Annotated in this window: 21 protein-coding genes and 1 tRNA gene; 19 read left to right on the plus strand and 3 right to left on the minus strand. The window is 69.8% G+C overall.

Going from position 1 to position 24,429, the window contains the following annotated elements; all coding sequences use genetic code 11:
• Window positions 1-104 precede the first annotated feature (104 nt).
• Window positions 105-572, minus strand: coding sequence for a succinate dehydrogenase hydrophobic membrane anchor subunit (locus ACTIMO_RS07645; protein WP_055770077.1), 468 nt, complete (start codon window positions 570-572; stop codon window positions 105-107).
• Window positions 573-577: 5 nt separating this feature from the next.
• The gene (sdhC, locus tag ACTIMO_RS07650) at window positions 578-973 is read right to left on the minus strand and encodes a succinate dehydrogenase, cytochrome b556 subunit (protein WP_055770080.1); all 396 of its coding nucleotides are present in this window, start codon (window positions 971-973) and stop codon (window positions 578-580) included.
• Between the two features lie 201 nt (window positions 974-1,174).
• On the opposite strand from sdhC, the gene ACTIMO_RS07655 reads away from it, so the two are divergent.
• From ACTIMO_RS07655 to ACTIMO_RS07745, 19 genes are all read left to right on the plus strand, one after another.
• Window positions 1,175-2,314 (plus strand): mannose-1-phosphate guanylyltransferase, encoded by a 1,140-nt coding sequence (locus ACTIMO_RS07655; RefSeq protein WP_055770083.1) that lies wholly within the window; start codon window positions 1,175-1,177, stop codon window positions 2,312-2,314.
• Between the two features lie 176 nt (window positions 2,315-2,490).
• Window positions 2,491-3,690, plus strand: coding sequence for an amidohydrolase (locus tag ACTIMO_RS07660; protein WP_448182019.1), 1,200 nt, complete (start codon window positions 2,491-2,493; stop codon window positions 3,688-3,690).
• A gap of 313 nt (window positions 3,691-4,003) precedes the next feature.
• On the plus strand, window positions 4,004-5,119 hold the full coding sequence (locus tag ACTIMO_RS07665; protein WP_055770089.1) for a BMP family lipoprotein: 1,116 nt from the start codon (window positions 4,004-4,006) through the stop codon (window positions 5,117-5,119).
• 175 nt (window positions 5,120-5,294) lie between these two features.
• Window positions 5,295-6,839, plus strand: a complete 1,545-nt coding sequence (locus tag ACTIMO_RS07670) for an ABC transporter ATP-binding protein (RefSeq protein ID WP_055770091.1) — start codon at window positions 5,295-5,297, stop codon at window positions 6,837-6,839.
• Window positions 6,836-8,242, plus strand: coding sequence for an ABC transporter permease (locus ACTIMO_RS07675; protein ID WP_448182020.1), 1,407 nt, complete (start codon window positions 6,836-6,838; stop codon window positions 8,240-8,242). Before ACTIMO_RS07670 ends, ACTIMO_RS07675 begins: the two co-directional genes overlap by 4 nt.
• Window positions 8,239-9,525 (plus strand): ABC transporter permease, encoded by a 1,287-nt coding sequence (locus ACTIMO_RS07680; protein ID WP_422391477.1) that lies wholly within the window; start codon window positions 8,239-8,241, stop codon window positions 9,523-9,525. The genes ACTIMO_RS07675 and ACTIMO_RS07680 overlap by 4 nt, the downstream gene beginning before the upstream one ends.
• 10 nt (window positions 9,526-9,535) lie before the next feature.
• Entirely contained in the window at window positions 9,536-9,931 is a 396-nt protein-coding gene (locus ACTIMO_RS07685; protein WP_055770097.1) for a cytidine deaminase, read from the plus strand.
• Window positions 9,932-10,064: 133 nt separating this feature from the next.
• Window positions 10,065-11,351: a thymidine phosphorylase gene (locus ACTIMO_RS07690; RefSeq protein WP_448182021.1), complete on the plus strand. Its 1,287-nt coding sequence runs from the start codon at window positions 10,065-10,067 to the stop codon at window positions 11,349-11,351.
• Between the two features lie 324 nt (window positions 11,352-11,675).
• A complete protein-coding gene (locus ACTIMO_RS07695) occupies window positions 11,676-12,359 on the plus strand; it encodes a DedA family protein (RefSeq protein WP_448182022.1) in 684 nt (227 codons plus the stop codon).
• A 24-nt stretch (window positions 12,360-12,383) separates the two neighbouring features.
• The gene (locus ACTIMO_RS07700) at window positions 12,384-13,541 is read left to right on the plus strand and encodes an adenosine deaminase (RefSeq protein ID WP_055770105.1); all 1,158 of its coding nucleotides are present in this window, start codon (window positions 12,384-12,386) and stop codon (window positions 13,539-13,541) included.
• 7 nt (window positions 13,542-13,548) lie between these two features.
• Window positions 13,549-14,343: a MazG nucleotide pyrophosphohydrolase domain-containing protein gene (locus tag ACTIMO_RS07705; protein ID WP_235498737.1), complete on the plus strand. Its 795-nt coding sequence runs from the start codon at window positions 13,549-13,551 to the stop codon at window positions 14,341-14,343.
• 220 nt (window positions 14,344-14,563) lie between these two features.
• Window positions 14,564-15,844, plus strand: coding sequence for a phosphopyruvate hydratase (gene eno, locus ACTIMO_RS07710; RefSeq protein WP_055770108.1), 1,281 nt, complete (start codon window positions 14,564-14,566; stop codon window positions 15,842-15,844).
• Between the two features lie 217 nt (window positions 15,845-16,061).
• A complete protein-coding gene (locus tag ACTIMO_RS07715) occupies window positions 16,062-16,775 on the plus strand; it encodes an FtsB family cell division protein (RefSeq protein ID WP_422391478.1) in 714 nt (237 codons plus the stop codon).
• Window positions 16,776-16,909: 134 nt separating this feature from the next.
• Complete coding sequence (locus ACTIMO_RS07720; protein ID WP_448182023.1) at window positions 16,910-17,713, plus strand: DUF501 domain-containing protein; 804 nt, start codon at window positions 16,910-16,912, stop codon at window positions 17,711-17,713.
• Window positions 17,713-18,657, plus strand: coding sequence for a Ppx/GppA phosphatase family protein (locus ACTIMO_RS07725; protein ID WP_448182024.1), 945 nt, complete (start codon window positions 17,713-17,715; stop codon window positions 18,655-18,657). The genes ACTIMO_RS07720 and ACTIMO_RS07725 overlap by 1 nt, the downstream gene beginning before the upstream one ends.
• A gap of 4 nt (window positions 18,658-18,661) precedes the next feature.
• A complete protein-coding gene (locus ACTIMO_RS07730) occupies window positions 18,662-20,167 on the plus strand; it encodes a S8 family serine peptidase (protein ID WP_448182025.1) in 1,506 nt (501 codons plus the stop codon).
• A 34-nt stretch (window positions 20,168-20,201) separates the two neighbouring features.
• Window positions 20,202-21,641: an NAD(P)/FAD-dependent oxidoreductase gene (locus tag ACTIMO_RS07735; protein ID WP_448182026.1), complete on the plus strand. Its 1,440-nt coding sequence runs from the start codon at window positions 20,202-20,204 to the stop codon at window positions 21,639-21,641.
• A 141-nt stretch (window positions 21,642-21,782) separates the two neighbouring features.
• Window positions 21,783-21,855: transfer RNA gene (locus tag ACTIMO_RS07740), tRNA-Leu, on the plus strand.
• Between the two features lie 229 nt (window positions 21,856-22,084).
• Window positions 22,085-23,482: an ABC transporter substrate-binding protein gene (locus ACTIMO_RS07745; RefSeq protein ID WP_055770121.1), complete on the plus strand. Its 1,398-nt coding sequence runs from the start codon at window positions 22,085-22,087 to the stop codon at window positions 23,480-23,482.
• Window positions 23,483-23,579: 97 nt separating this feature from the next.
• Here ACTIMO_RS07745 and ACTIMO_RS07750 read toward each other — a convergent pair whose 3' ends face one another.
• On the minus strand, window positions 23,580-24,290 hold the full coding sequence (locus tag ACTIMO_RS07750) for a hypothetical protein (RefSeq protein WP_448182027.1): 711 nt from the start codon (window positions 24,288-24,290) through the stop codon (window positions 23,580-23,582).
• Between the last annotated feature and the right edge of the window lie 139 nt (window positions 24,291-24,429).

Here is a 24,429-nt window from a genome sequence, read left to right on the forward strand (position 1 = left end):
GGTCGCTCTTTCTGTTGAAACCGGTGAGGATGCATGAGGCCGCCCCAGTGGGCCTGTCATGCGGGAACTGCCGACCTGCGGCAGGGACGGACTGCGGGGTGGCGTCAGGGAGCGGGGCAGTAGTCCGCGACGTGAGCCACACCGTCGATCACGGGGCACGGATCGAAGGTGAAGATCACGAGGGTGCCGAGGACCACGATGACGACCGTCGAGGTGTACAGGACACCCTTGAGCCACATGCGGGTGCTGTTCTTCTCGGCGTAGTCGTTGATGATCACGCGGATGCCGTTGGTGCCGTGCAGCATCGAGAGCCACAGGAGCGTCAGGTCCCAGATCTGCCAGACCGGGTCGGCCCACTTACCGGCGACGAAGCCGAAGTCGATCCCGCTGATGCCGTCACCCGCGACGAGGTTGACGTAGAGGTGGACGAAGATGAGCACCACGAGGATGGCTCCGGAGAGGCGCATGAACAGCCAGGCGACCATTTCGAAGTTCCCGCGGGAGCCCGGGGTGCGTGAGTAGCCGGGGGAGACGCGGCCGGAGCGCGGGCTCTCGATGGTTGGGGTAGCCATGGGTACTAACCTCCGAAGACGTGCGAGAGATGGCGGATCGAGAAGGCGATCATGACGACGGCCCAGAGGCCGATGACGCTCCAGAGCATCTGGCGGTGGTACTTGGGACCCTTCTTCCAGAAGTCCACGAGGATCACGCGGATGCCGTTGAAGGCATGGAAGACGATGGCCGCGACCAGTCCGAGCTCCCCGAGACCCATGATGGGGTTCTTGTAGGAGGCGATCACGGCGTCGTACGCCTCGGGCGAGACCCGGACGAGGGACGTGTCCAGCACGTGGACCAGGAGGAAGAAGAAAATCACGACCCCGGTGATGCGGTGGGCGACCCAGGACCATTGGCCTTCGCGGCCACGGTAGAGGGTGCCCGCTGGTGTCAGCGACTTAGTCAGTGTCTTCGGCATTGAAATTACCTCCCTGCATCGCCTGGGCGTTAGCGCGCTATACGCAGGGATACGCCGGTGCGACAGCACTCTTCGATAAGAATAATCTAGGCCGGTGACACTCCTGGATCAATTTAGGGGCCCCTCACCTGTGACCTTGTTAACACCGGAGGGCGGCCGGTGGTTCCGGGCCGCCCGGGCGCGTCGGTTACCGTGGAACGGATGAGTACCGAGAGGGCGGCTGCCCGTACCCCTGACAATGTGTTGGAGCGCTTCCACGGCGTGATCCCCGCCGGAGGGACCGGCACCCGGCTGTGGCCTCTGTCGCGTGCCGCGGCGCCGAAGTTCCTCCACGACCTCACCGGCTCCGGGAGCACGCTGATCCGCGCGACCTACGATCGCCTGCGCCCCCTCTGCGACGGCCGCACCATGGTCGTCACCGGCATCGTCCACCGCCGGGCCGTCCTCGAGCAGTTGCCCGAGATCGAGGACATGAACCTCGTCCTCGAGTCCGAGCCCAAGGACTCCGGTGCGGCCATCGGGCTCGCCGCGGCCATCCTCCACCGGCGGGATCCGGGCATCATCATGGGATCCTTCGCCGCGGACCAGGTGATCGCCCCGGTCGAGGTCTTCCAGGATGCGGTGCGCGAGGCGATCCACACGGCCGCCGAGGGGTACATCGTGACCATCGGGATCAAGCCGACGCACCCCTCCACCGGTTTCGGCTACATCAGGGCCGGCGAGCCCCTGGCGATCGACGGCGCCCCCAGCGCGCGCGCCGTGATCGAGTTCGTCGAGAAGCCCTCACAGGAGGTCGCGGACGGCTACATCGCCGGCGGCGACTACTCCTGGAACGCGGGCATGTTCGTGGCGCCGGTCGACCTCATGCTCAAGCACCTCTCGGCGAACGAGCCCGACCTCTACGCCGGCCTGATGGAGATCGCCGAGGCGTGGGACACCCCGCAGCGCGTCGAGGTGGCCCGAAGGGTCTGGCCGACGCTGCCCAAGATCGCCATCGACTACGCGGTGGCCGAACCGGCTGCGGCGGCAGGTGACGTCGCCATGATCCCGGGTGAGTTCAACTGGGACGACGTCGGCGACTTCGCCGCGATCGGCCGACTGAACCCGGCCGAGGAGAACAGCGAGCTGACGGTGATGGGGGAGGGCGCACGCGTGTTCTCCGAGAACGCCTCGGGCATCGTCGTGTCGGACACCAAGCGCGTGATCGCCCTCATCGGCATCGACGACGTCGTCATCGTCGACACGCCGGACGCCCTGCTGGTGACCACCAAGGAGCACGCGCAGGAGGTCAAGAAGGCCGTCGAACGCCTGCGGGCCAGCGGCGACACCGACGTCCTGTAGCGGACAGGTCCCCGACCGGGCCGGCCTGGCCGGACGGCGTGACCCGTGGGAAGGGGCACACGCCCCGGGACGTGGCGTCGGGCGGCCCCCGGCCCTCGGAGTGGCGCGGAGGTCCCATGACGCGGCCCCGACACAGGAGTGCTGGTCGCCGCGCCACCGGTCGGTAGGCTGAGGACGTGGAAACGTCCAGCACCCAGAGCCCTCCGGCCTCCCGCGTCGGTGCCTCCCTCGATCCCCTGCTCGACGAGCTGACCGACATCCGGCGTGACATCCACCGTCACCCGGAACTGTCCTACAAGGAGCACCGCACCACGGACCTCGTCGTGGCCCGGCTCGCGCAGGCGGGTCTGTCCCCCCGGCGCCTCGAGGGGACCGGCGCGTACGTCGACATCGGTAGCGGCCCCCTGCGGCTCGGTCTCCGCGCCGATATCGACGCGTTGCCGATCATCGAGGAGACCGGTCTGCCCTTCGCGTCCGCATCGACGGGCGTCACGCACGCCTGCGGCCATGACATCCACACCACCGTGATGCTCGGCGTCGCCCTGGTCCTCGCGGACATCGATGCCGCGACACCGCTCCCCGGCACGGTGCGCATCATCTTCCAGCCCGCCGAGGAGATGATGCCCGGAGGAGCGATCGACGTCATCGCCCAGGGCGTGCTCGACGGCCTGCCACGCATCCTCGCGCTGCACTGCGACCCGAGGATCGACGTCGGCCTGGTCGGCACGCGCATCGGTGCGATCACCTCGGCATCGGACACGATCCGGGTGGAGCTGAGCGGACGCGGCGGGCACACCTCGCGCCCGCACCTCACCGAGGACCTCGTCTTCGCGCTCGCGACCATCGCCGTCAACGTGCCGGCCGTCCTGTCCCGCCGGATCGACGTGCGCAGCGCCGTGTCCGTGGTGTGGGGCCAGATCCACGCGGGCTCCGCGCCCAATGCCATCCCCGCGCACGGCTTCATGTCCGGCACGCTCCGCTGCCTCGACGGCGAGGCCTGGGAGTCGGCCGGGGAGCTGCTCGACCGGGCCGTCCGTGAGGTCGCCGCGCCCTTCGGCGTCGACGTGAAGCTCGAGCACATCCGGGGGGTCCCGCCGGTGGTCAACCAGGAGGCGGAGACCGGCCTCCTGGAGGCGGCCGCCCGGGCCGAACTCGGGTCGGGCGCCGTCGTGCTCACACCGCAGTCCATGGGAGGCGAGGACTTCGCGTGGATGACGCAGGAGGTCCCCGGCGCCATGATGCGCCTCGGGACGAGGACCCCGGGCGGTGAGACGTTCGACCTCCACCGCGGCGACTACACGCCCGATGAGCGTGCCATCGGGTACGGCGTGAGGGTCATGGCGGCGGCGGCCCTGCAGGCGGTCCTCGAGCACTGACCGCAGGCTGTGTGGCTGCGTGGGCTCCGTCGGGGCTCCGTCGGGGGTCCCGCCCGGGGCGCGGAGCGGCAGGTCCGCCGGACCCGGCTGTCCTCAGCGACCTGCGCATAACGAAAGCCGAACGATCGACCGCCCTGAACGGCCCGTGTAGTGTTCCGCGTCACTTGGCCCTTAGGATGTTCGCATACGTGCTGCACCGACGGTGTCGCGGCGCCACGGTCTTCAGTGAAAACAGAGCCTCGGATCAATCGTGACCCGTGATGGACACTCACTGGCAGTCGTCCCCGTGGCGCATTTCTTTCCTGGAGGCATTTTGAAGAACTCACTGCGCACCTTCTCGCGCGGAACCGGCCTGTCCGCCGCCGTCCTCGGCGTCTCGGCCCTCGTCCTCTCCGGCTGCGGTGCGCCGCCCGCCGAGGATGCCCCCGCCGCAGGCGGTAGCAGCGCCGCCGCAGGCACCGACTACCTCGGCTGCATCGTCTCCGACTCCGGTGGATTCGACGACCGCTCGTTCAACCAGTCGAGCTACGAGGGTCTGAAGAAGGCCGAGACGGACCTCGGCATCCAGACCAACCAGGCCGAGTCGCAGGCCGAGACGGACTTCGGCCCCAACGTCGACCAGATGGTCCAGGGCGGCTGCAACCTCATCGTGACGGTGGGCTTCCTGCTCGCCGACACCACGAAGGAGGCCGCGGAGGCGAACACCGAGACGAACTTCGCGATCGTCGACGACAACTCGATCGACCTCCCCAACGTCAAGCCGATCATCTACGACACGGCCCAGGCGGCGTTCCTCGCCGGGTACGCGGCAGCGGCGACGAGCGAGACCGGGAAGGTGGCGACGTACGGCGGCATCAACATCCCGACCGTGACCATCTTCATGGACGGCTTCGCCGAAGGCGTGAACTACTTCAACGAGGAGACCGGCGGCGAGGTCGAGCTCCTGGGCTGGGACAAGGAGAGCCAGAACGGCACCTTCGTCGGCAACTTCGAGGACCAGGCAGCCGGCAAGACCAACACCCAGAACTTCATCAACGAGGGTGCGGACATCATCATGCCCGTCGCCGGTCCGGTCGGTTCCGGAACGCTCGACGCCGTCATCGAGGCGAACGCGGGCGGCAAGGACGTCAAGGCCATCTGGGTCGACTCCGACGGCTACGAGACCGCCGGCAAGGGCGAGGAGTTCATCCTCACCTCGGTCATGAAGCTCATGGGCGACGCCGTCGAGGACGTCATCAGCACCGACGTCGACGGCGAGTTCGACAACACGCCGTACGTCGGCACGCTCGAGAACGGTGGAGTGGCCCTCGCGCCGTTCCACGACCAGGAGGCCAACGTCCCCGACGACCTGCAGGCCACGCTCGACGGTCTGACGGAACAGATCGTCGCCGGCGAGATCGCGGTCGACTCGGCCGCCAGCCCTCAGTAGGACCGCGCCACACGAGTACCACCGCACCGCCTTCCTCCCCGCGGAACCCCCGCCCGGAGGAAGGCGGTTTGCGTTTGTCCCGGCTGCGTGTCCGCAGGCCGCACCCGGTATCCTTCACGTGACTTCCGCTCGATTCCGACGCGAAGACAACAGAACAGAACAGGCTGGTTGAGTTGTGAAACTCGAACTGATCGGCATCACGAAGCGCTTCGGATCGCTCGTCGCCAACGATCACATCGATCTCGTCGTCGAACCGGGACAGGTCCACAGCCTGCTCGGCGAGAACGGGGCCGGCAAGTCCACGCTCATGAACGTGCTGTACGGACTGTACGACCCCACCGAGGGTGAGATCCTCGTCAATGACAAGCCGGTGACCTTCAAGGGTCCCGGGGATGCGATGGCCGCGGGTATCGGGATGGTGCACCAGCACTTCATGCTCGTCCCGGTCTTCACCGTCGCGGAGAACGTCGCCCTCGGCAACGAGGCCACGAAAGCCGGCGGCATGCTCGACCTCCAGGAGACGCGGACGCGTATCCGCCGGATCTCCGACCAGTACGGGTTCGACGTCGATCCCGATGCCGTGGTCGAGGACCTGCCCGTCGGGGTGCAGCAGCGCGTCGAGATCATCAAGGCTCTCGTACGGGACGCCGAGGTCCTGATCCTCGACGAGCCGACCGCCGTGCTGACGCCGAAGGAGACCGACGAACTGCTCGGGATCATGGCGCAGCTGAAGGCCGACGGCAAGTCCATCGTCTTCATCTCCCACAAGCTCCGCGAGGTCAAGGCCGTCTCCGACGTCATCACCGTCGTGCGGCGCGGCAAGGTGGTCGGCACCGCGGACCCGAGCGCCCCGACAACGGAGCTGGCCTCCCTCATGGTCGGCCGGTCCGTGAGCCTCACCCTCGACAAGAAGCCGGCCACACCCGGTGAGGTGACCTTCCGGGTGCAGGACCTCACGGTGCAGGCCCCCAACGGGCAGCACGTCGTCGACGGGCTCAGCTTCGAGGTCGCCGAGGGGGAGATCCTGGCGATCGCGGGCGTGCAGGGGAACGGCCAGACGGAACTGACCGAGGCGATCATGGGTCTCCAGGACCACGTGACCGGGTCCATCACGCTGAACGGCAACCAGTTGCTGGGCCGCAGCGTGAAGGAGGTCATCCGTGCCGGTGTCGGGTTCGTCCCCGAGGACCGGAGCGTCGAGGGCCTCGTGGGCACCTTCTCGGTGGCGGAGAACCTCATCCTCAACCGGTACGACGACGCCCCCTTCGCCCGGGGACTCTCGATGTCGCAGTCGGCGATGGAGCAGAATGCCCAGGCGAAGATCGCCGAGTACGACGTCCGGACGCAGTCCGCCCAGTCCGCGGCCGGGACCCTGTCCGGCGGCAACCAGCAGAAGGTGGTCATGGCGCGCGAGTTCTCGCGTCCCCTCAAGCTGTTCATCGCCTCGCAGCCCACCCGCGGCGTCGACGTCGGATCCATCGAGTTCCTGCACCGCCGCATCGTCGCCGAGCGCGACGGCGGCACCCCCGTCATCATCGTGTCCACAGAGCTCGACGAGGTCCTCGAGCTCGCCGACCGGATCGCGGTCCTGTACCGCGGCCGCCTCATGGGGATCGTGCCGGGCACGGTCTCGCGTGATGTCCTCGGCCTGATGATGGCCGGCATGCCCGCCGACGAAGCGCTCGCGCAGGCACACGACGTACAAGGAGGAGACCTGTGAACCCGCAGGACGACCGGCCGGTGGACCCGGCCACCGGCGGGGGAGCACACCCCACCCGACGCGACGCGAAGGATGCCGCCCGGCAGGACGAGATCCGGCTCGAGACGGCGGCCGAGACAGCGGGCGGCGAGGTGCCGCCCCCGGCCGTGCCGGCCACCACGGCGGGCCTCGGGGTCGGTCCGGGCGCCGAGGCACCCCTCATGCAGCGCATCATGACCGGCAACGCGCTCGTCGCCTTCCTCTCCGTGGTGCTGTCCCTCATCCTCGGCGGCCTGCTCATCGCGGTGACCGACCAGGAGGTGGCGAGTGCGTCGTCGTACTTCTTCAGCCGTCCGCAGGACACCATCGCTGCCGCCTGGACGGCGGCCTCGAGTGCCTACATCGCGCTCTTCCAGGGCTCGGTCTTCAACTTCGAGGGCGACACCTTCACCCGGATGATCTATCCGCTGACCCAGACCCTGACCGTGGCGACGCCGCTGATCTGCGCGGGCCTCGGCGTGGCGCTCGCCTTCCGCGCGGGCCTCTTCAACATCGGTGCGCAGGGCCAGATCCTCATCGGGGCGACATTCGCCGGCTGGGTCGGCTTCACGCTGCACCTGCCGGTCGGGATCCACCTGCTCCTGGTGATCCTCGCGGGAATGGTCGGAGGTGCCCTCTGGGGCGGCCTCGTCGGACTCCTCAAGGCACGCACGGGCGCCCACGAGGTGATCCTCACCATCATGTTCAACTACATCGCGACGAACCTGGTGCTGTACTTCCTGAGCACACCGGCCTTCCAGCGGCCCGGTTCCACCAACCCCATCAGTCCGCAGCTGGACGCGACGGCGGTGTACCCGCCGTTGCTCGGGGCCTCCTTCCGCCTGCACTGGGGCTTCGTCGTCGCCGTGCTCGCCACGGTCTTCGTCTGGTGGCTGCTGAACAGGTCCACCGTGGGCTTCGAGCTCCGCGCCGTCGGTGCGAACCCGAGCGCCGCGCGGACCGCGGGTGTGAATGTCAGCAAGGGCTACATCCTCGCCATGGCGATCGCCGGTGCACTCGCGGGCCTCGCGGGCGTCGCCCAGGTCTCCGGCACCGAGAAGGTCCTGACGTCGGGCGTCGCGGCGAGCTTCGGGTTCGACGCGATCACGGTGGCCCTGCTCGGGCGGTCGTCCCCCTGGGGCACCTTCGCGGCAGGCATCCTGTTCGGGGCCTTCCGCGCCGGTGGCGTGGCCATGCAGGCCTCCACGGGGACGAGCATCGACATCGTCCTCGTCGTGCAGTCGCTGATCGTCCTCTTCATCGCGGCGCCGCCCCTCGTCCGGGCGCTCTTCCGCCTCCCCGCCCCGGGCGCCACGCGCGCCGGCAAGGGCGGCTCCTCCACCTCCACGACCCCGACGCCAGCCTCGACCGGAGCAGCAGCATGAGCACAGCAACCACCAGCGCACCGGCGCGCAGCGCGAGCGACGCGACCGTCCGGAGCTGGAAGAACCCGATCATCCTGTCCGTCGTGGCACTCTTCGCGCTCTTCGTCTTCGCCGTCGGAGCGCCGGGCAACGACGTCACGTTCCGGTTGTCCGAGGAGAACGATCCGATCGTCCTCCCGTCGATCGTCGTCTCGGCGCCCGTCATCGGGTGGGTCGCGGCCCTGGCCATGATCGCCCTCGCCGTCCTCGCGATCCTCCGGACCCGGTCCGGGCGGAAGATCCCGGTCTGGGTCCTGGCGGTCTTCGCCGTCCTGTTCCTGATCGCCTTCCTCACGTGGGTGGTCGGCAGCGCCCGGACACCGAATGTCGCCCTGTACGGGCTCCTCGCCGGCTCGGTGACCCTCGCGGTGCCGCTCATCTTCGGCTCGCTCTCGGGTGTGCTCTGTGAGCGCTCGGGCGTCGTGAACATCGCGATCGAGGGCCAGCTCCTCTTCGGGGCGTTCGCAGCCGCCGTCGCCGCGTCGCTCTCCGGCAGCGCGTTCGTGGGCCTCCTCGCGGCAGCGGTCGCCGGAGTCCTCGTCTCGCTCGTCCTCGCGGTCTTCAGCATCCGGTACGTCGTCAATCAGGTGATCGTCGGCGTCGTCCTGAACGTGCTCGTCTCCGGGCTCACGGGTTTCCTGTTCTCCGCCGTCCTCAGCGAGGACTCGGAGCGCTGGAACTCCCCGCCGCGCCTGCCCGTCATCGACATCCCGTTGCTCGCCGACATCCCCGTGATCGGGCCGATCCTCTTCCAGCAGACGATCGTCGGCTACCTCATGTACATCGCCGTCGCCGTCGTGTACGTGGCGCTGTACCACTCGCGGTGGGGCCTTCGGACCCGCGCAGTGGGCGAGCACCCCAAGGCCGCCGACACGCTGGGCGTCAACGTCAACCGCATGCGGTTCATGAACGTGCTGCTGGCGGGCGTCGTGGCGGGCATCGGCGGATCCTTCTTCACGCTCGTGGCCGTCTCCGGCTTCGGGCGGGACATGACGGCCGGGCAGGGCTACATCGCGCTGGCAGCCCTGATCTTCGGCCGCTGGAACCCGATCGGTGCGTTCTTCGCGGCGCTGCTCTTCGGCTTCGCCACCAACCTCTCCAATGTCCTCAGCCTGCTCGGCACCCCGGTGCCGGACCAGTTCCTGCGCATGCTGCCGTACGTGGTGACGGTGTTCGCCGTCGCCGGGCTCGTCGGCCGGTCCCGCGCACCGGGCGCGAGCGGCATCCCGTACATCAAGGGCTAGGAGGCTCCGCATGACCGAGAACGACATCCCCTGGGAGGACCTCGCCGCCGCCGCGCGAACCGCGATGGCGAAAGCGTACGTCCCCTATTCCACGTACCCGGTAGGGGCGGCGGCACTGCTCGACGACGGCCGGATCATCTCCGGCTGCAACGTCGAGAACGCGTCCTACGGGCTGACCCTGTGCGCCGAGTGCGCCCTCGTCAGCGCGCTCGCGATGAGCGGGGGCGGGCGCATCCGAGCCTTCAGCTGCGTGGACGGCGAGGGGAACACCCTCATGCCGTGCGGCCGCTGCCGGCAGTTGCTGTACGAGTTCCGGGCGCCCGACATGGTGCTCATGACCGTCAGCGGCATCCGCACCATGGACGAAGTCCTGCCCGACGCCTTCGGGCCGCAGCATCTCGCCTGACCCGGGCCCCGCCCGACCAGCACCGTGAGGGGCGCGGCCCTTCCGGCCGCGCCCTCGCACGTCACGGCCGCCCCATCGGCCGCCGGCACCACGTGACCCACGCCCGACCACCGCTCGACCAGAGGACACCACCATGACCGAAGCCTTCGACGCCGTCGACATCATCCGCATCAAGCGCGACCGCGGCACCCTGACGCCCGAGCAGATCGACTGGACCATCGACGCCTACACGCGCGGCGCCATCGCCGACGAGCAGATGTCCGCCCTGAACATGGCCATCCTGCTCAACGGGATGGACCGCGCCGAGATCTCCCGCTGGACCGCCGCGATGATCGCCTCGGGGGAACGGATGGACTTCTCCTCCCTGGGTCGGCCGACGAGCGACAAGCACTCGACCGGCGGGGTCGGGGACAAGATCACTCTTCCGCTGGCACCGCTCGTCGCGGTCTTCGGTGTCGCGGTACCGCAGCTCTCCGGTCGCGGCCTCGGTCACACGGGTGGCACGCTGGACAAGCTCGAATCGATCCCCGGCTGGCAGGCGCACCTCAGCAACGAGGACATGATGCGCCAGCTCGCGGAGGTGGGAGCGGTCATCTGCGCCGCCGGGACCGGCCTCGCTCCGGCGGACAAGAAGCTGTACGCCCTGCGCGACGTCACGGGCACCGTCGAGGCCATCCCCCTCATCGCCTCCTCGATCATGAGCAAGAAGATCGCCGAGGGCACGGGGTCGCTCGTCCTCGACGTGAAGGTGGGCAGCGGGGCGTTCATGAAGAACGTGGACCAGGCACGTGAACTGGCCGAGACGATGGTGGCGCTCGGGAAGGACGCCGGCGTCAACACCGTCGCGCTCCTGACCGACATGAGCACGCCGCTGGGCCTGACGGCCGGCAACGCCATCGAGGTCGAGGAGTCCGTCGAGGTGCTCGCGGGCGCTGGTCCGTCCGACGTCGTCGAGCTCACGGTCCGCCTCGCGGAGGAGATGCTCGCCTGCGCGGGTGTGCACGACGCCGATCCGGCCGCTGCGCTGAAGGACGGCCGCGCCATGGACGTCTGGAACCGGATGATCGAGGCGCAGGGCGGCGACCCTCGTGCCACGCTCCCGGTCGCGAAGGAGTCCGAGGTGGTCCTGGCGCCGACCGACGGAGTCCTCGTGGGTCTCGATGCCCTCGCCGTGGGCGTCGCGGCCTGGCGCCTCGGAGCCGGGCGTGCCCGCAAGGAGGACCGGGTGCAGGCCGGCGCGGGTGTGCGTCTGCACGCGAAGCCCGGTGCCACCGTCCGTGCGGGCGAACCCCTCATGACGCTGCTCACCGACACTCCCGACAAGTTCGATCGCGCCCGCGAGGCTCTCGCCGACGCCGTCCTCATCGCCCCCAAGGGATCACGGACCGCCCAGCAGCTCATCATCGACCGGATCGCCTGAGGGTCCCCGCCCGGTTCCCGCCCGGTTCCCGTCCCGTCTCCACGCAGCACTGCTGGTCCCCGCTCCGGGGCGCGTCGGGGATGATCCCTAGGGGGTCCGACGGCCGGCCTCATCCCCAGGGGTGAGGCTCGCCGTCGCCGATGTCGGCCGGAAGGGCGACGACCCGGAGGTGGGCCCCCGGGTAGCGTCGACGGCAGGCGCACGGCAGCGTATCGCGGCTCGCCCCGAGCCGCGCCGCCCGGCGCCATGTCCCGTCCCGACCATCCCGCGGCATCCTCCGCCGGGACGGCGCCGGTGGGGCGGACGAGCGGCAGGAGCCCCTGGATGGACGAGATCATCAGCGCACTGGACGGCATCAGCGGGTTCGTCCTCGCTGCGGCCGAGCAGCCCTGGGTCTATCTGCTGGTCCTCGTCTGCTGCCTCGTCGACGGGTTCTTCCCGCCGTTCCCGAGCGAGTCGGTCGTCGTCGGCCTCGCCTCCCTCGTCATCACGCAGGGCGTCCCCGATCCGTGGCTGCTGATCCTCGCCGCGGCCCTCGGGGCGTTCCTCGGTGACAACATCGCGTACATGATCGGCCGGGGGATCGGGACCACCCGGTTCCGGTGGATGCGGCGGCCCCGCCCGCAGCGCTCCTTCGCCTGGGCGGGCCGGGAGCTGTCGAAAAGTGCCGCCTCACTCATCCTGGTGGCCAGGTTCATCCCGATCGGCCGGGTAGCCGTCAACCTGACCGCGGGAGCGACCGGCTACTCGCAACGGCGCTTCGTCGCCCTGACCGCGCTGTCCGGCATCGTCTGGGCGGGCTACTCCGTGGGCATCGGTGCCGTCGCCGGTACGTGGTTCCAGCACAATCACCTGCTCGGTGTGGCGGTGGCGATCGGGATCGCCGTGGTCATCGGGTTCGTCGTGGACCGGGTCATCGCGCTCGTGCGGGGATCGACGCCCCTGCAGGAAGCTGTCGAGGCGCACCAGGACGAGCCCGAACCCGCGCGCGAGACGAGCCCGCCCTGAAAGGGATCGCGTAGGCTGGTCGCCGTGACCCAGACCCAGAACGACGCCGTCCCCACCGCTGCCGTCGACATTCAGACCCTGCCGAAGATCTCCCTCCACGACCACCTGGACGGCGGCCTCCGTCCGGCCACCATCCTCGAGCTCGCCGCCGAGATCGGCCACGAACTGCCCGCCGCGGATGCCGAATCGCTCGGTGCGTGGTTCCGCGAGTCGGCGGACTCCGGCTCGCTGGTCCGGTACCTCGAGACGTTCGACCACACCATCGCCGTCATGCAGACGCGCGAGGGACTCATCCGGGTGGCCCGCGAGTTCGTCGAGGACCTCGCGCTCGACGGCGTCGTCTACGGCGAGGTGCGCTGGGCTCCCGAGCAGCACACGCAGAAGGGACTGTCCCTGGACGAGGCCGTCGAGGCCGTGCAGGAGGGCCTCGAGGCCGGGGCCGCCGCGGCGATAGCCGCCGGCCGGGTCATCCAGGTGGGACAGCTCATCACCGCCATGCGTCACGCGGACCGTGGCCAGGAGATCGCGGAACTCGCCGTCCGCCACCGCGACCGCGGTGCTGTCGGCTTCGACATCGCCGGAGCCGAGAACGGCTTCCTGCCCTCGCGCTTCGCCGAGGCGTTCACCTATCTCGCCTCCGAGCAGTTCCCGGTGACCATCCACGCCGGCGAGGCCGCCGGACTGGACAGCATCAAGGACGCCCTCGTCGCGGGCCGTGCGCTGCGCCTGGGGCACGGCGTGCGCATCGCCGAGGACATCGAGATCGAGGAGTCGGAGGACGAGCAGGCCGGTGACAGCGAGGAGATCGGGATCGCGAACCTCGGGCGCGTCGCGTCGTGGGTCCGTGACCGGGGCATCCCCCTGGAGCTGTGCCCGTCGTCGAACCTGCAGACCGGGGCCATCGAGGCCTTCGGGACCACGATCGACAGCCATCCCTTCGACCTGCTCTACCAGCTCGGTTTCAAGGTCACGGTGAACACGGACAACCGGCTCATGAGCGGTGTCACGCTGACCGGCGAGTTCGAACTGCTGGTGGACACCTTCGGGTACGACCTCGCGGACCTCCTCGATCTCACCCTCAACGCCGTGGACGCCTCGTTCCTCCCGCTCGAGGACCGCGATGCCCTCGCCGAGCACATCGCCGAGGCCTTCGACGCCGCTGCCCGCCAGGCATCCGCCTAGCAGCGCCGTGCAGCACGAGGCCCCGTCGACGCCGGCCGCCGCGACCGGACCGGGCGTGGCGGTCGAGCGGCTGGTCGAGGTGGTGGACCTCCTGCGCAGGCACTGCCGCTGGACGGCGGCCCTGACCCACGAAGCGCTGCTCGCCTACCTCGTCGAGGAGACCTACGAACTCTACGAGGCGGTCGACGACGTCGCGCGAGCGTCCGTGCCGTCACCCGGGCTCGTCGACGAACTGCGCGGAGAACTCGGTGACGTGCTGTTCCAGGTGGTGCTGCACGCCCGGTTGGCGGCCGAGCAGGACCACTTCGATCTGGCGGACGTCGTGGCGGGCCTGACGGCGAAGCTGGTGCGCCGCAACCCCCATGTGTTCACCGCGGACGGTGCCCTCCTGGAGCTGCCGGGAACTGCAGCGGGTCCAGGAGGTGCAGCGGGCGCGCCGGTTTCGGCCGAGGAGATCGTCGAGACCTGGCACGCCGTCAAGCGCCGCGAGAAGCCCTCGCGCACATCGCCGTTCGACGGTATCCCGCACCACCTGCCCGCCTTGGCGTTCGCCGCCAAGACGCTGGCCCGGGCGGGCGAATCCGCCGGGCCGTCGGAGGGTGCACCGGGCGGTCGACCGGAGGGTGGTCCGGAGAGCCGATCGGTCGGTACGCAGCAGGGAGAGGTTCCGCCCGGCGACGAAGCCACCCTGGGCCAGGCCCTCCTGGAGCTGACCCGCCGGGCGGTCCACCTCGGCCTCGATCCAGAGCGCGCGCTGCGCCGGGCCGTGCTGGAGTACCAGGCGGGCTCGGAGCGAGGGTGAGACCGGCCGGGTCGCTGCGGCATCCTGATCGCCGCCTGACCGGTTCCCCGCACGCGCGGTGCAGCGTGGACGGGGCGATGCGGCGCCGCGTCACACGTCGGGTTCCCACCCGACGTCCGGAAGCCGCGTGAACTAGGCTGGGAGCAACACCTCCGTTGCTCCGACAAAGACGTCCCAACACGATGTGAATCCCGATACTCCAACGAAGAGGAGCAATTCCATGGCCATCATCGATGCCATCCACGCGAGGGAGATCCTCGACTCCCGCGGCAACCCCACGGTCGAGGTCGAGGTCCTGCTCGACGACGACACCTTCGGCCGCGCGGCGGTCCCCTCCGGTGCGTCCACCGGAGCCTTCGAGGCCAACGAGCGTCGCGACGGCGAGAAGGACCGCTACCTCGGCAAGGGCGTCCTGCAGGCCGTCGAAGCCGTCATCGAGCAGATCCAGCCGGCCCTCCTCGGCTTCGACGCCGCGGACCAGCGCGCCATCGACCAGGCGATGATCGACCTGGACGGTACGGAGAACAAGTCGAACCTGGGCGCCAACGCGATGCTGGGCGTCTCGCTCGCCATCGCCCGCGCTGCTGCCGAGTCCTCCGCCCTGCCGCTCTACCGCTACCTCGGCGGCCCCAACGCGCACGTGCTGCCCGTGCCCCTCATGAACATCCTCAACGGTGGTTCGCACGCGGACTCCGACGTCGACATCCAGGAGTTCATGATCGTTCCTCTGGGCGCCCAGACCTACTCCGAGGGCCTCCGCTGGGGCGTCGAGGTGTACCACGAGCTCAAGTCCGTGCTGAAGGAGAAGGGCCTCGCGACGGGTCTCGGCGACGAGGGTGGCTTCGCGCCGAACCTCCCGTCCAACCGCGATGCCCTGGACCTCATCACCACCGCCGTCGAGCGGGCCGGCTACACGCCCGGGACCGATATCGCCTTCGCCCTCGACGTCGCCGCCTCCGAGTTCTACGAGGACGGCGCGTACCAGTTCGAGGGCAAGGCGCTCAGCACCGAGGAGATGAGCGCCTACTACGTGGAGCTCGTCCGCGACTACCCCCTGGTCTCCATCGAGGATCCCCTCGACGAGGACGACTGGGAGGGCTGGAAGCACCTGACCGACGCGATCGGCGACAAGGTGCAGCTCGTGGGTGATGACCTCTTCGTCACCAACCCCGTCCGCCTGGCCAAGGGCATCCAGAACCAGACGGCCAACTCGCTGCTGGTGAAGGTCAACCAGATCGGTACCCTCACCGAGACCCTGGACGCCATCTCGATGGCCCAGCGCGCCGGCTACACGACGATCACCTCCCACCGCTCCGGCGAGACCGAGGACACGACGATCGCGGACATCTGCGTCGCGACGAACGCCGGACAGATCAAGACCGGAGCGCCCGCGCGGAGCGAGCGCGTCGCGAAGTACAACCAGCTGCTGCGCATCGAGGAGGAGCTCGACGACGCCGCACGCTACGCCGGTCGCTCCGCCTTCCCGCGTTTCACCGCCTAGGTGATCCTCGGGTGAGCGGCTGGGCGGTTACCCTCGTTAGACGGGTTCCGCGAGGAATCCGACGCGAACCGACGCGACTGCACTGACGAGGAGCTCCATGACTGCCCGCCGCCCTAACGTGCCGCGAGCCGGCCGACCGACGCCAGTGGCGGACGATCGGCCGGTTCCCGGAGCGGCCAAGGGCCAGACCTCACCGCACGGAGATCACCGATCCGGCGTGGCCACGCCCGGAGCCGGCTCCCGGCAGGGGACGCATCCGTCCACCTCCCGCGGGTCGGAGCCCCGGTCCGGGGGATCGTCGCAGCGGGCGCCCGGGGTGCCGCGGACGGTGGGCCCCTCCGCGACGAAGGATCCACGGGACGCTGCGAAGACTGTTCCGGCCCGGAAGGGCACGGCCCCTGCGGGGGCAGGCTCCACCCGGAAGCCCGCGGCGACGACTCCCTCGGACGTGCGTGCGGCCGAGAGGTCCCAGCTGGCCGCGAGCATCCGCCGCGGCCGCCTCGGATCGCGCCGCGCGGAGTCGCCGATCCAGCCTGCCGAAGAGGCGACGCCCATCCCGGCGAAGTCGTTCTCCGGCCGGCTGCTGGCCCTCGCCGTCGTCCTGATCGCCGTGATCGTGCTGCTGGCACCCTCGGTGAGCCGTTACGTCCAGCAGCAGTCCGAGCTCGATGCCCTCCGCGCGGACATCGCCCGGCAGGAGCAGCAGCAGGCGGACTACCAGTCGGAACTGGCCCGGTGGGACGACCCCGCCTTCGTGAAGCAGCAGGCGCGCGAACGGATCTTCCTCGTGATGCCCGGCGAGACCCGCTACCTCGTCAAGGGCAGCGAGGGCATCGAGAAGGGGACGGGCGAAGGATCGGCCGCCGAGCCGGCCGATCTCCCCTGGGTCGATTCCCTGTGGAGCTCGGTGGAGCGCGCCGCGACGGATTGAAACCGGATGGATCGGGCGTCGGGACGAGCGGCCGGACCGGTCGTGCCTGACCGGCACGGTGGAGACCCGGCACGGCCGGGAAGTGGCACGGCCGAGAATCGGCGCTCGCGGAGCGCTCCCCAGGAAGGAACAGCGTGACCCAGCAGGACCACGACGACCAGCACGACCAGGACGGTCAGCCCGACGGGCGGGCCGGACAGTCCCGGCAGCCCGATCAGGTTGGACCCCGCGACGATCCCAGGACCCCGAGTGAGCATGACCTCGACGTCCTCAGCCGACAGCTCGGACGCCCGGTGCGTGACGTCGTGGAGATCGGCGCGCGGTGCGTCTGCGGCAACCCGCTCGTCGCCACGACGGCACCCCGCCTCTCGAACGGCATCCCCTTCCCGACCACCTACTACCTCAGCCACCCCGTCGTGACAGCGGCGGTGTCCCGTCTCGAGGCCGAGGGTGTCATGACCGAGATGAGTGAGCGCCTCACCGCCGATGCCGGTCTCGCAGCGGGCCACCGGAAAGCGCATGCGGCGTATCTCGAGGCCCGGAACGACGTCGGGGCGCGTGCCGGGACCGGCGCGGTTCCCGAGATCGACGGGGTATCGGCCGGCGGCATGCCGACGCGCGTGAAATGCCTCCACGTGCTGGTGGGCCACGCGCTCGCCGCGGGGCCGGGAGTGAACCCCCTCGGGGACGAGGCGATCGAGCGGATCGCCCCGTGGTGGACACGGGAGCGATGCTCCTGCGACGGTGCCTGGGACACCACCGGCCAGGCTCCCGACGCCGACCTCAGCAGGCACACCCGGACCCAGGGGCTGACCGCCGAGGAACTCGCCGCGAAGCGGGACGCCCGACGGCGCGGGGGAGCAGATGCGCCCGACACCACCCACACCCCCGACACGTCCGACGTACCCGGGACCATCGCACCCTCTGAGGAGACGTAATGCGCACAGCTGCCATCGACTGCGGGACCAATTCCATCCGGCTCCTGATCGCGGACATCGAGGACGGCGTGCTCACCGATGTCGTCAGGCTCATGCGGGTGGTCCGGCTCGGTGAGGGGGTGGATGCGACGGGGCGTCTCTCGGAGGCCGCACTCGAGCGCACCTTCACCGCTGCCGAGGAGTATGCGGCGCTGATCGAGCAGCACGGTGCGCCACCGGTGCGGTTCGTCGCCACCTCGGCCTCCCGTGACGCGGAGAACCGCCAGGTCTTCGTCGACGGCATCCGGGAGCGGCTCGGCGTGGAACCCGAGGTCATCACGGGCGACGAGGAGGCGCGGCTCTCCTTCGACGGAGCGGTCAGCGTCCTCACGACGGCGGACGACGAGACGGTCCTGGTGATCGACCTCGGCGGCGGCAGCACGGAGTTCGTGGCCGGGACCGCAGGCGGCCTGATCGCGGCGCGCAGCACCGACATGGGCTGCGTCCGCTTCACCGAGCGCTTCCTCCGGGACGACCCGCCGGCCGAGGCGCAGATCGCGTCGATGACCACCGCGGTGGGCCTCCTCATGGACGAGGCAGCGGCACAGGTGCCCTTCGAGCGGATCACGAAGCTCGTCGGTGTGGCAGGGAGCGTCACGACGGTCACGGCGCACGCCCTCGACCTGCCCGCGTACGAGCCGGACTCGATCCACGGGGCGGAGCTGACGGTCGACGCCATCTCCACTGCCGCGGCGGACCTCCTGCATCTGGCGCGCGGGGACCGGGCGGCGCTTCCCTACATGCACCCAGGACGGGTGGACGTCATCGGTGCCGGCGCCCTCATCTGGATGTCCATCGTGCAGCGGGTGGCAGAGGCCACCTCCGGCCGCGTGTCGACGGCCGTCACCAGCGAGCACGACATCCTCGACGGGATCGCCCTGAGCGTCGCCGCGCGGGGCGTGTGACCTGATGGACACCCGGGCAGCCCGGGCGGCCGGGTCCGTCGTCCTGTCGTTCGCCCTGCTCCTGCCCGGAGCCGTGCAGGCCTCCGCCGACGACATCCGGGCCAAGGAGTACTGGCTCGAGGACTACGGCATCGCAGAAGCCTGGAAGAGCACGCGAGGGGAGGGCGTCACCGTCGCCGTGATCGACAGTGGTGTCGACGGTACCCACCCCGACCTCGTGGGTGCGGTGGTGGGCGGGACGGACGCCTCGGGTGCCGGTGACCCCGGCGGGCAGCGCGGCCTCGGCGAGGTGCAGGGCCACGGGACCCTGGTCAGCACGCTCCTCGCCGGCCGCGGGCACACCGCTGCCACCGGTCCCGACGTCCCGCGACCCGAGGGCTCCGGCGCGCCGACGGCCACCGCCGGAGCGGACGATGACCGGGACGACGCCGGCGGGGGTGCGGAGGATCCCGCGACCCGTGCTCCGGAGACCCCGGCGCCCGGGCCCTTCGCCCAGTACGGCGAAGGTCCGGACGGTATCGTCGGCGTCGCGCCCGCAGCAGACCTGCTGGCGATCTCCCTGTGGATCGAGGGCCCCGGCAGCGGCCCCAACCCGGCGGGGATCCCGGTGGACGAGCAGGTGCCGAAGGCGGTCCACTGGGCGGTCGACAACGGGGCCGACGTCATCAACATGTCCCTGGGCAGTACCAGCACCGCGTGGCCCGAGAGCTGGGACGAGGCGTTCCTGTACGCCGAGCAGAACGACGTCGTCATCATCGCCGCCGCCGGGAACCGCGCCGGAGGACTGACGCAGGTCGGAGCGCCGGCGACGATCCCTGGTGTGCTCGCGGTGGCGGGACTCGACCGGGCGGGCCGCGCGAGCGCCGAGGCGTCGTCCGAGGGCATCAGCATCGCCGTCGCGGCCCCGTCCGAGAACCTCGTGGGAGGGCTGCCGGGCGGGCTGTACGCCGACTGGTCCGGGACATCGGGGGCCGCCCCGCTGGTGTCCGGGGTCGCCGCCCTCATCCGCTCGCGGTACCCCGAGCTGTCGGCTGCGGAGGTGGTCAACCGGATCGTCGACACGGCGCGGGACGCCGGCGAGCCCGGCTTCGACACACTGTACGGCTACGGCGTCCTGGACGTCGCGGCGGCGGTCGGCGAGGACATCACGGTGCCCCAGGAGAGCCGCCTCGGCACCATGGCCGACTGGATCGAGCTGTACCGGCGCCACAATCTGACGCCCACTGCGCCACCTGCCCCACCGAGCGAGGAGCCGGCCGAGGTCATCCCCGCCCCGGCGCCTCCGCAGGCGCAGGACCCGCTGCGTCCGATGCACGATGTACCGGCCCTGGTCGTCCTGGGTTACGGCGGGCTGGCGCTCGCCGTCGTGCTCGCCGGGGCATTGCACGTCACCCGCGTCCGACGGCGCCAGGCCGCCCTCCCGGAGGAGGTCTCCGATGACGCCGAGCCGGGCGGATCGGCCGCGAACGAGCGGGCCGACCGGGGAGTTCCGGAGGCACCCGCGAGCTAGTGAAGATTTTCACAAAGTCCGGTAGCATCGAGGAATGGCATCGAATCCACATTTCTCCGACCGCCCGCGCATCCTCGTCGTCGGCGGCGGTTACGTAGGCCTCTACGTCGCGCACAGGCTCCAGAAGCAGGTCAAGAACCACGGCGGCATCGTCACGCTGGTCGACCCCCTTCCCTACATGACGTACCAGCCCTTCCTCCCCGAGGTCGCGGCCGGCAGTATCGAGCCACGCCATGCGATCGTCTCGCACCGCAAGCACCTGAAGAAGACGGAGTTGATCTCCGGCAAGGTCACCTCGATCAACCACGCGGGCCGCACGGCCACCATCGCCCCGACGGGCGACGGTGAGCCCTTCGAGCTGGCCTACACGGACGTCGTCGTCGCCGCCGGCTCCATCACCCGCACCTTCCCCATCGACGGTCTCAAGGACCAGGGCATCGGGCTCAAGACCATCGAGGAAGCCGTCGCCCTGCGCAACCGCATGTTCGAGCGCATCGAGACCGCCTCCGTCCTCCCCGAGGGCCCCGAGCGGGACCGTGCGCTCACGTTCGTCGTCGTCGGCGGTGGGTTCGCCGGTATCGAGACCATCACCGAGATGGAGGACGCCGCACGCGACGCGGTGAAGGCCAACGCCCGGCTCGACCGGTCGGACCTCCGCTTCGTCCTCGTCGAGGCCATGGGACGCATCATGCCCGAGGTCACCGCCGAGCAGGCGGAGTGGGTCGTCGGCCACCTCCGCTCCCGCCAGATCGAGGTCCTCCTCAACACCTCGCTCTCCAGCGCGGTCGACGGCACCCTGAAGCTCATCAACATGCCGGACAAGACCCCGGCCGACCAGTTCGAGACCGACACCCTGATCTGGACCGCAGGTGTCCAGGCCAACCCGGTGGTGCGCTCCACCGACTTCCCCGTCGACGAGCGCGGTCGCGTCCGCGCCACTCCCGAGCTGCGCATCACCGGCGACGACGGACCCATCGACCATGCATGGACCTCCGGTGACGTCGCGGCGGTGCCCGATCTCACGGGTGGGGGAGTGGGGGGCTTCTGCGTCCCCAACGCTCAGCACGCCGTGCGCCAGGCGAAGCTGCTCGCCGCCAACATCCTCGCCGCCAACTACGGCATCGGCGAGGTCAAGGAATACCGCCACACCAACCTCGGCGCGGTCGCGGGCTTCGGCCAGTTCAAGGGTGTCGCGAACATCATGGGCTTCGGCTTGAAGGGCTTCCCGGCCTGGCTGGCGCACCGTGGGTACCACGGCTTCGCCATGCCGATGTACGAGCGGAAGGCGCGCGTCATCATCAACTGGAGCATGAGCTTCCTCTTCGGTCGCGACCTCGCCCCGATCTCGGACCTGCAGGAGCCGAGGCGCCAGTTCCGCGAAGCGGCCACCCCGCCGCCGAAGAAGGACACCGCCCTGCAGAGCCAGCCTCCGATGCCCGCCGGCAAGGCCGCTTCGGCGAAGGCCTCCGCCTGACGCACGGCCCGAGTACCCCTGCATGAAGCGACGGCGGCTCCCCCCGAGGGGCCGCCGTCGCCGTGTCCGCCGATCGCCGTGCACGCCTGATCGGCGCCGCCCGGGCGGACGCCCTCACGGGGTAGGCTGATCCGGCGGCCGGCCCCAGTAGCCCAATGGCAGAGGCAGCAGACTTAAAATCTGTTCAGTCAGGGTTCGAGTCCCTGCTGGGGCACCGGAGGCTCCTCCCGGACCGGTAGGCGGGCGCCCCTCCATGGCAAGGCCCTGCCTCCGGCGGCGCCTACTGTCAAGAGTGCCGATCATCGCTTGTGACGAGCGTTACAAGGATGTAACCCGATTCGCTTACCTCAGACACAAATGTGGATTAGCTTTTCCTACAAGCCAGGAACACCTGGCGATCGCATCAAAGGCAGCAAGAGCCTTTCGGTCGAGGAGAACAATTCATGACTGCAACACGCAACTCCGCGCGGTTCGGCATCGGGGAGAATGCCCCGCGCGCGGCGAAGGTCGCTGCCCTGAGCCTGGGTATCGCGCTCTTCGCCTCAGGCTGCGGTGGCGGCGGGACCACGGGTTCCGAGGGTGAGGGTGGCGACACCGAGACCACCGCTGCGGCTGCCACATCGGCCCTGGCATGCCCCGAGAGCGAAGGCGGCACCGGCGAGGAGCAGGGCGAGAAGGGTGACCCTGCAGCCGTACCGGCCAGCACCACCACCAGCCCCACCCCGCTCAAGCTCGGCTCCATCCTGCCCACCACCGGAACGCTCGCGTTCCTCGGCCCGCCGGAGATCGCCGGCGTCAACCTCGCTGTCAACGAAGTCAACGAGGCAGGCGGCGTCCTCGGCCAGGACATCTCGATCACCCACCGCGATTCCGGTGACACCACGACGGACATCGCCACGCAGTCCGTCACGGACCTGCTGTCCCAGGACGTCAGCGCCATCATCGGTGCCGCGTCCTCCGGCGTCTCGAAGACCGTGATCAACCAGATCACCGGCGCGGGAGTCATCCAGTTCTCGCCCGCCAACACCTCGCCCGAGTTCACCGACTGGGACGATCAGGGACTGTACTTCCGTACGGCTCCCTCCGACGTCCTCCAGGGCCGCACGCTCGGCAACTACATCATGACCTGTGGTGCCCAGACCGTCGGCATGATCACCCTCAACGACTCCTACGGCACCGGTCTGCAGACCAACATCCAGGAGACCGTCGAGTCCGCCGGCGGCGAGGTCGTCGCGAACGAGATGTTCAACACCGGTGATTCGCAGTTCTCGAGCCAGGTGGACGCCATCGCGGCGGCGAAGCCCGACGCGATCGTCCTGATCAGCTTCGACGAGGCCAAGAGCATCATCCCGCTGCTGGTCGCCAAGGGCGTCGAGGCGAGCTCGATCTTCATGGTCGACGGCAACACCACCGACTACAGCAAGGACCTCGATCCCGGAACCCTCGAAGGGGCCCAGGGCACCATCCCCGGCCCGTTCACCGGTACCGGCTTCCAGGAGGCCCTGGCCACGGTCGACCCGGCCCTGACCAGCCTGGCCTACGCCGGGGAGAGCTACGACGCCGTCAACCTGATCTCGCTCGCAGCGGAAGCCGCCGGCAGCGTCGAGGGTGCCGAGATCGCCAAGCAGCTCGAGAGCGTGTCGAAGGACGGGACGAAGTGCTTCGACTTCGCCGGTTGTGTCACCCTGCTGCGCGGCGGCGAGGACATCGACTACGACGGCATCTCCGGACCGGTCTCCTTCGACGCGAAGGGTGATCCCACCGAGGCTGCCATCGGTATCTACAAGTACGATGCCGACAACGTCCCCCAGCCGAGCCGTTCCGAGGTCGGACAGCTCTAGGGTTCGCGCCGGGGCACTGCCCCGGTCGTCGACAGCAGTACAGAGGCCCCGGCCGCTTCCGTGAAGCGGCCGGGGCCGCTGTCATGTCCTCGGGCAGTCAGGCGTCGCCCGGCGCACGCCTGGACAGGGCGTAGGAGGGCTCCCGCACCCGCCGGGCCCATCCATAGGTCCGGGCACCCGCGAGCGGGTGGAGGACGGCGTCGAAGCGCAGGTCCGTGTCCTCGGCAGCGGGACCGAGGGTCAGCGTGAGTGTTCCGAAGTGCTGCCATGGGCCACGCGGTGTCGCGAAGTAGAGGCCCAGGTGCCAGGACGATGATCCCAGCGAGCGGCGGAAGGCGGGCAGGGACGAGGGAAGGCCCGCGGGGCCGACGGTACGGGCGCCGATCAGGACGGGGCCGTCGTCGCCCCGATAGGGCATCATCGTGCCCAGCGGCGCCCGTGAGACGCTGAGCCGCGGGAGGAGCAGGTAGCGGCCCGGGACGGACCACCCCGTGGAGGACAGGAGGACGTCCGAGAACGTGGACGGTGCTGGACCCGGCTCGGGGTGATGCAACCGCAGGGCGAGCCCGATCACGTCCGGTAGCCCGTCGGGCGTTCCCGCGGAGCGGGAGATCCGGGCCGTCGCCGGGCTCCGGCCGGGCGCGTCGATCCAGGAGATACCGCTGCGGAGCCCGTGTGCATGCACCATCACGTGCCCCTCGAGCCGGAGCCCCCTCGTATGGATGGGGCGATTCCTGCGCACCTGCTTGATGCCCCTGAAGAGGACCTCGAAGCCGGTGCCGATCGCGCTGCTGAAGATCCGTGCCATGTGCCGGGCGTCCCTCCCGAAGTGTCGCCTGTCGTCTCCTTCAACGTAGCGGGCCGGAACGACGATGGGCGGGACCGTCTCCGGTCCCGCCCATCCTTGCCATCCGCCGCATCGTCCGCAAGCACCGGGCGTCCGGGGT

The sequence above is a fragment of the Arthrobacter sp. CP30 genome (assembly GCF_053470025.1).